Source organism: Leclercia sp. UBA1284, assembly GCF_002308415.1.
Lineage (GTDB): Bacteria > Pseudomonadota > Gammaproteobacteria > Enterobacterales > Enterobacteriaceae > Enterobacter > Enterobacter pneumoniae.
Map to the genome: position 1 here is coordinate 22,207 of NZ_DBUS01000003.1, position 6,784 is coordinate 28,990.

Here is a 6,784-nt window from a genome sequence, read left to right on the forward strand (position 1 = left end):
GGCCATGACGCTTAAGGAACTGCAACAATGACCGAACTGAAGAACGATCGTTATCTGCGTGCGCTGCTGCGCCAACCCGTTGATATCACCCCGGTATGGATGATGCGCCAGGCTGGCCGTTATCTGCCAGAGTACAAAGCCACCCGTGCTCAGGCCGGCGATTTTATGTCGCTGTGCAAAAATGCCGAGCTGGCTTGCGAAGTGACCCTCCAGCCGCTGCGCCGCTATCCGCTTGATGCTGCGATCCTCTTCTCGGATATTCTGACCATTCCGGATGCGATGGGCCTTGGCCTCTATTTCGAAACCGGTGAAGGCCCACGCTTCTCTTCTCCGATTAAAAACAGAGCCGACATCGATAACCTGCCCATCCCGGATCCGGAGCAAGAGCTGGGTTATGTGATGAACGCAGTGCGAACGATTCGTCGTGAGCTGAAGGGGGAAGTGCCCCTGATTGGCTTCTCCGGTAGCCCGTGGACGCTGGCGACCTACATGGTAGAAGGCGGTAGTAGCAAAGCCTTTACCCTGATCAAAAAGATGATGTATGCCGATCCGTTAGCCCTGCACGCACTGCTCGACAAGCTGGCGAAGAGCGTCACCCTCTATCTCAATGCGCAGATTAAAGCGGGTGCCCAGTCGGTGATGATTTTCGATACCTGGGGCGGCGTGCTTACCGGTCGTGACTACCAGCAATTCTCGCTCTATTACATGCACAAAATTGTGGATGGCCTGCTGCGTGAAAACGAAGGTCGTCGCGTGCCTGTAACTCTGTTTACCAAGGGCGGCGGACAGTGGCTTGAAGCCATGGCGGAGACCGGTTGTGATGCGCTGGGCCTCGACTGGACCACCGATATCGCCGATGCGCGTCGTCGCGTGGGCGACAAAGTCGCGCTACAGGGCAATATGGATCCTTCCATGCTCTATGCGCCGGCTGCGCGTATTGAAGAAGAAGTGTCGACTATACTTTCTGGTTTCGGCCAGGGTGAAGGCCACGTCTTTAACCTCGGCCACGGTATTCATCAGGATGTACCGCCTGAGCATGCAGGCGTATTTGTGGAGGCGGTGCACCGGCTTTCTGCGCAGTATCATATTTAAGGAGTGGTTATGGATCTCGCGTCGCTACGCGCTCAGCAAATTGAACTGGCCTCATCAGTGATCCGAGAGGATCGTCTGGATACGGATCCTCCGCAGTACATTGGCGGGGCAGATGTCGGATTTGAGCAGGGTGGCGAAGTGACGCGGGCGGCGATGGTGATACTGAAGTATCCGTCGTTAGAGCTGGTGGAGTACAAGGTTGCGCGTATTGCCACCACCATGCCCTATATTCCGGGCTTCCTCTCTTTTCGCGAATATCCCGCGCTGTTGGCAGCGTGGGAGCAACTCTCACAAAAACCTGACCTCCTGTTTGTTGATGGACATGGCATTTCCCACCCCCGTCGCTTAGGCGTCGCCAGCCATTTTGGCCTGCTGGTCGATGTTCCTACTATCGGGGTCGCGAAAAAGCGCCTGTGCGGCAAGTTTGAGCCACTCTCTGCCGAACCGGGCGCCCTGGCACCGTTGATAGACAAAAACGAACAGCTGGCATGGGTCTGGCGCAGTAAAGCGCGCTGCAATCCGCTGTTTGTGGCAACCGGGCATCGGGTCAGTACCGACACCGCCCTGGCATGGGTACAGCGCTGCATGAAAGGCTACCGTCTGCCCGAGCCGACGCGCTGGGCGGATGCCGTGGCATCAGGCCGTCCGGCATTTGTTCGTTGGCAGGAAATTCAGCCCTGATTCAGGTACACTGCGGCTAATTTCCGATTAGAGATCTCATCATGTTACAAAACCCGATTCATCTGCGCCTTGAGAAGCTGGAGAGCTGGCAGCACGTCACCTTTATGGCCTGTCTTTGCGAGCGCATGTATCCCAACTACGCCGTATTCTGCAAAGAGACGGCGTTTGGTGAGGGGCAGATCTATCGCCGCATCCTCGACCTGGTGTGGGAGACGCTGACGGTGAAAGATGCGAAGGTGAATTTCGACTCTCAGCTCGAGAAGCTGGAAGAGGCGATTCCTGCGGCAGACGACTACGAAGTCTATGGCGTTTATCCGGCGATTGATGCCTGCGTGGCATTAAGTGAACTGATCCACTCCCGCCTAAGTGGCGAAACGCTGGAGCATGCCATTGAGGTCAGTAAGGCCTCTATCACAACGGTTGCGATGCTGGAGATGACCCAGGAAGGGCGTGAAATGACCGACGAAGAGCTCAGAGCGAACCCGGCGGTTGAGCAAGAGTGGGACATTCAGTGGGAAATTTTCCGCCTGCTGGCAGAGTGCGAAGAACGCGACATTGAGCTGATTAAAGGTCTGCGCGCAGACTTGCGTGAGGCGGGTGAGAGTAATATTGGTATAAATATTAACCACTGAGACAACAAAACGTGATTTAACGCCTGTTTTGTCATGCCTGCACTCTTCCCTTCTGCCCCCCGTCTGGTCTACATTTGGGGGGCGAAAATAAGTGGCTATCGGTGCGTGTATGCAGGAGAGTGCTTTTTTGGCATTTTCGTCGCACTCGATGCTTAGCAAGCGATAAACACATTGAAAGGATAACTTATGAACAAGACTCAACTGATTGATGTAATTGCGGACAAAGCTGATCTGTCTAAAGTACAGGCTAAAGCTGCTCTGGAATCCACCCTGGCTGCAATTACTGAGTCTCTGAAAGAAGGCGATGCTGTACAACTGGTAGGTTTCGGTACCTTCAAAGTGAACCACCGCGCTGAGCGTACTGGCCGCAACCCGCAGACCGGTAAAGAGATCAAAATCGCCGCTGCAAACGTGCCGGCTTTTGTATCTGGTAAAGCACTGAAAGACGCAGTTAAGTAAGACGCGTGGCAGTGAACAGTTTTAACGAAGGGGCGGTTTCGCCCCTTTTGTCTGTCTGGCGCCAGGCCCTGGCTCTGGCAGGCGTGCTGTTGCTCTCTGCCTGTAGTCGCGACGCCTCTCTGCCGGCCTTTACCGCCAGCGGATATGCCGATAATCAGGGGGCAGTGCGTATCTGGCGTAAAGATTCAGACGACGACGTTCACCTGCTTTCCGCTTTCAGCCCCTGGCATAGTGGCAGTACCACAACCAGTGAATACCGCTGGCAAGGTGATACTCTCGCCCTTATCGAACTGAACATTTACAGCGCCACCCCGGAACATGTGCGGATACGTTTTGATGACCGCGGCGAGCTGAGCTTTATGCAGCACGAAACGGGGGGGCAAAAGCAGCAACTCTCCAGCGACCAAATCGCGCTCTACCGTTATCGTGCCGATCAAATCCGTCAGACCAGCGATGCGCTGCGTCAGGGGCGGGTTGTGCTGCGTCAGGGGCGCTGGCATAGCGATGGTACGGTGACAACCTGTGAGGGGCAGACGGTGAAGCCTGAACTGGAGTCCTGGGCCACCGAACATATTGAACGTCGTCAGCGTCACTCTTCTATGGAAGTCAGCATCGCGTGGCTTGAGGCGCCGGAAGGTTCTCAGCTTTTACTGGTGGCGAACGAAGATTTCTGTACCTGGCAGCCGACGGAAAAGAGTTTTTAAGTCCCCTCTCCCTTGAGGGAGAGGGTTAGGGTGACGGGGAATTACTCTCCCTGCTCACGCGCAATCGCACGATAACCGATATCCTGGCGGCTGAAGCTGCCGTTCCAGTGGATATCTGCCATCAGCGCATAGGCGCGCTTCTGTGCCTCAGCAACGGTGTGTCCGAGTGCGGTCGCGCACAGTACGCGGCCACCGTTGGTTAAGACACGATCGTCGTCTGCCAGCGTCGTGCCGGCGTGGAACACTTTCGCGCCGTCTATCGCTTCCAGCGGCAGGCCGTGGATCTCGTCACCGGTGTTGTAACTCCCCGGATAACCGCCCGCCGCAATCACCACGCCCAGAGAGGCACGCTCGTCCCACTCAGAGGTTTGCTCATCGAGTTTGCCTTCGCAGGCTGCCAGGCAGAGTTCGACCAGGTCCGATTTCATGCGCAGCATGATGGGCTGGGTTTCCGGATCGCCAAAGCGGCAGTTGAACTCAATGACTTTCGGGTTGCCCTGCTTATCGATCATCAGGCCCGCGTACAGGAAACCGGTATAGGTATTGCCTTCTGCGGCCATCCCTTTCACGGTAGGCCAGATGATGCGCTCCATGGTGCGCTGATGCACTTCGTCAGTGACCACAGGCGCAGGAGAGTAAGCGCCCATCCCACCGGTATTCGGGCCGGTGTCTGCGTTACCCACGCGCTTATGGTCCTGGCTGGTGGCCATAGGCAGCACATGCTCCCCATCAACCATCACGATAAAGCTCGCCTCTTCGCCGTCGAGGAACTCTTCGATGACGATACGATGGCCCGCGTCGCCAAAGGCGTTACCTGCCAGCATATCCTGTACGGCAGCTTCGGCTTCTTCGAGAGTCATCGCCACGATCACGCCTTTACCGGCGGCCAGGCCATCCGCCTTGATAACAATAGGGGCGCCTTTCTCACGCAGATAAGCCAGCGCGGGTTCGACTTCAGTAAAGTTCTGGTATTCCGCCGTCGGGATCTTATGACGGGCAAGGAAATCTTTGGTGAAGGCTTTGGAGCCTTCCAGTTGAGCGGCGCCCTCGGTCGGGCCGAAGATTTTCAGGCCTGCCGCGCGGAAGGCGTCAACAACGCCAATTACCAGCGGCGCTTCCGGGCCGACGATGGTCAGATCGATCTTCTCGCTCTGAGCAAAGCTCAGCAGGGCGGGTATATCCGTCACACCAATCGCCACGTTCTGCAGCGTTGGTTCCAGCGCCGTGCCGGCATTGCCGGGGGCCACAAAAACGGTTTCGACCCGTGGAGACTGCGCGGCTTTCCATGCCAGGGCGTGCTCACGCCCGCCGTTACCAATTACTAATACTTTCATTGTCTGCTCCGGGAATTAATGACGGAAATGGCGCATGTCGGTGAAGATCATCGCGATGCCGTGCTCATCGGCTGCGGCAATCACTTCATCATCGCGGATAGAGCCGCCAGGCTGGATCACACAGGTGATGCCCACTGCAGCAGCCGCGTCGATACCATCACGGAACGGGAAGAAGGCGTCAGACGCCATGGCGGAGCCTTTTACTTCCAGACCTTCGTCGCCCGCTTTGATACCCGCAATTTTAGCGGAGTAGACGCGGCTCATCTGGCCTGCGCCTATGCCAATGGTCATGTTCTCTTTCGCATAGACGATGGCGTTAGATTTAACGAACTTGGCAACCTTCCAGCAGAACAGCGCATCACGCAGCTCTTGTTCGGTAGGTTGACGTTTGCTCACAACGCGCAGGTCTTTTTCGCTTACCATTCCGAGGTCACGATCTTGTACCAGCAGACCACCATTAACACGTTTGAAATCAAGGCCCGGTTCGCGCTCTGCCCACTGACCGCAAATCAGTACGCGCACGTTCTGTTTCGCGGCGGTAATTTTCAGCGCTTCTTCGGTGGCAGAAGGGGCGATGATCACTTCAACAAACTGGCGGGAGATAATGGCCTGTGCGGTTTCGGCGTCCAGCTCGCGGTTAAAGGCAATGATGCCGCCAAACGCGGAGGTTGGGTCGGTTTTGTAAGCACGGTCGTAAGCATCCAGAATAGAGGTGCTTACCGCGACACCGCATGGGTTGGCGTGCTTCACAATAACGCAGGCTGGCTCGCTGAACTCTTTCACGCACTCCAGCGCGGCGTCAGTATCCGCGATGTTGTTGTAAGAGAGCGCCTTGCCCTGTACTTGTTGTGCGGTGGCAACAGAAGCTTCTTTAACTTCTTCTTCTATATAGAAGGCAGCCTGCTGGTGGCTATTCTCGCCATAGCGCATGTCCTGCTTCTTAATGAAGTTGAGATTCAGGGTGCGAGAGAAGCGGCCGGAAGGCTCGTTACTTTCACCATGATAGGCTGGCACCAGGCTACCGAAGTAGTTGGCAATCATACTGTCGTAGGCGGCAGTGTGTTCGAAGGCTTTAATCGCCAGGTCGAAGCGCGTCTCAAGATTCAGAGAGCCTTCGTTGGCATCCATCTCTTTAATAATGGCGTCGTAGTCGCTGCTCTTCACCACGATGGCGACATCTTTATGGTTCTTGGCAGCGGAGCGCACCATGGTTGGGCCGCCGATATCAATATTTTCTACCGCATCTTCCAGCGAGCAGCCTTCACGGGCAACGGTCTGGGCGAACGGGTACAGATTAACGACAACCATGTCGATCGGCGCGATCCCGTGTTGTTCCATAATACCGTCGTCCTGATCACGACGGCCCAGAATGCCGCCGTGAACTTTCGGGTGCAGGGTTTTGACGCGTCCGTCCATCATTTCCGGGAATCCGGTGTAATCGGAGACTTCGGTTACCGGCAGACCTTTATCTGCTAACAGGCGAGCGGTACCGCCAGTAGACAGCAGCTCTACACCACGTGCAGAAAGCGCCTGAGCGAATTCGACGATACCGGCTTTATCAGAAACACTGAGCAGAGCGCGGCGGACTGGACGACGTTGTTGCATGGTAAATCCCCTGGATTTCACGATTACAGAGAGCGTTAGGTGAATTTTCTTTAGAAAAACTCAGCTAACACACCTTGCGGGGCGTTTTATTTAGCGCGAGCATTTTAACGAAAACGTTTGCGCACCGCTCGTCATTTTTCACTTTTTCGCTGCATTGTGGATAAGTCTGTGTGTAATCAGGTATAAAGCGGGGTTTTGCTGGGGAATGCAGCAGTCAGTCATTTTTATGTCATTTTTCTATTGCGGCCTGCAGAGAACTCCCTATAATGCGCCTCCA

Annotated in this window: 7 protein-coding genes; 5 read left to right on the forward strand and 2 right to left on the reverse strand. The window is 55.5% G+C overall.

Going from position 1 to position 6,784, the window contains the following annotated elements:
- Positions 1-27 precede the first annotated feature (27 nt).
- The 5 genes from hemE to B3511_RS01510 all read left to right on the forward strand — a co-directional run bounded on the left by hemE (position 28) and on the right by B3511_RS01510 (position 3,568).
- Positions 28-1,092: a uroporphyrinogen decarboxylase gene (gene hemE / locus B3511_RS01490; protein ID WP_207292780.1), complete on the forward strand. Its 1,065-nt coding sequence runs from the start codon at positions 28-30 to the stop codon at positions 1,090-1,092.
- Positions 1,093-1,101: 9 nt separating this feature from the next.
- Positions 1,102-1,773, forward strand: a complete 672-nt coding sequence (nfi, locus tag B3511_RS01495) for a deoxyribonuclease V (RefSeq protein WP_040077661.1) — start codon at positions 1,102-1,104, stop codon at positions 1,771-1,773.
- A gap of 41 nt (positions 1,774-1,814) precedes the next feature.
- On the forward strand, positions 1,815-2,405 hold the full coding sequence (locus B3511_RS01500) for a YjaG family protein (protein WP_286772192.1): 591 nt from the start codon (positions 1,815-1,817) through the stop codon (positions 2,403-2,405).
- A 186-nt stretch (positions 2,406-2,591) separates the two neighbouring features.
- Positions 2,592-2,864 (forward strand): nucleoid-associated protein HU-alpha, encoded by a 273-nt coding sequence (hupA, locus tag B3511_RS01505; RefSeq protein ID WP_002445246.1) that lies wholly within the window; start codon positions 2,592-2,594, stop codon positions 2,862-2,864.
- 11 nt (positions 2,865-2,875) lie between these two features.
- Positions 2,876-3,568 carry a DUF1481 domain-containing protein gene (locus B3511_RS01510; RefSeq protein ID WP_207293797.1) on the forward strand — a complete coding sequence of 231 codons (693 nt, stop codon included), beginning with the start codon at positions 2,876-2,878 and terminating at the stop codon, positions 3,566-3,568.
- A 41-nt stretch (positions 3,569-3,609) separates the two neighbouring features.
- On the opposite strand, the gene purD is transcribed toward B3511_RS01510, so the two are convergent.
- Positions 3,610-4,902 (reverse strand): phosphoribosylamine--glycine ligase, encoded by a 1,293-nt coding sequence (gene purD, locus B3511_RS01515; RefSeq protein WP_046887165.1) that lies wholly within the window; start codon positions 4,900-4,902, stop codon positions 3,610-3,612.
- 15 nt (positions 4,903-4,917) lie between these two features.
- A complete protein-coding gene (purH, locus tag B3511_RS01520) occupies positions 4,918-6,507 on the reverse strand; it encodes a bifunctional phosphoribosylaminoimidazolecarboxamide formyltransferase/IMP cyclohydrolase (protein WP_286772197.1) in 1,590 nt (529 codons plus the stop codon).
- Positions 6,508-6,784 lie beyond the last annotated feature (277 nt).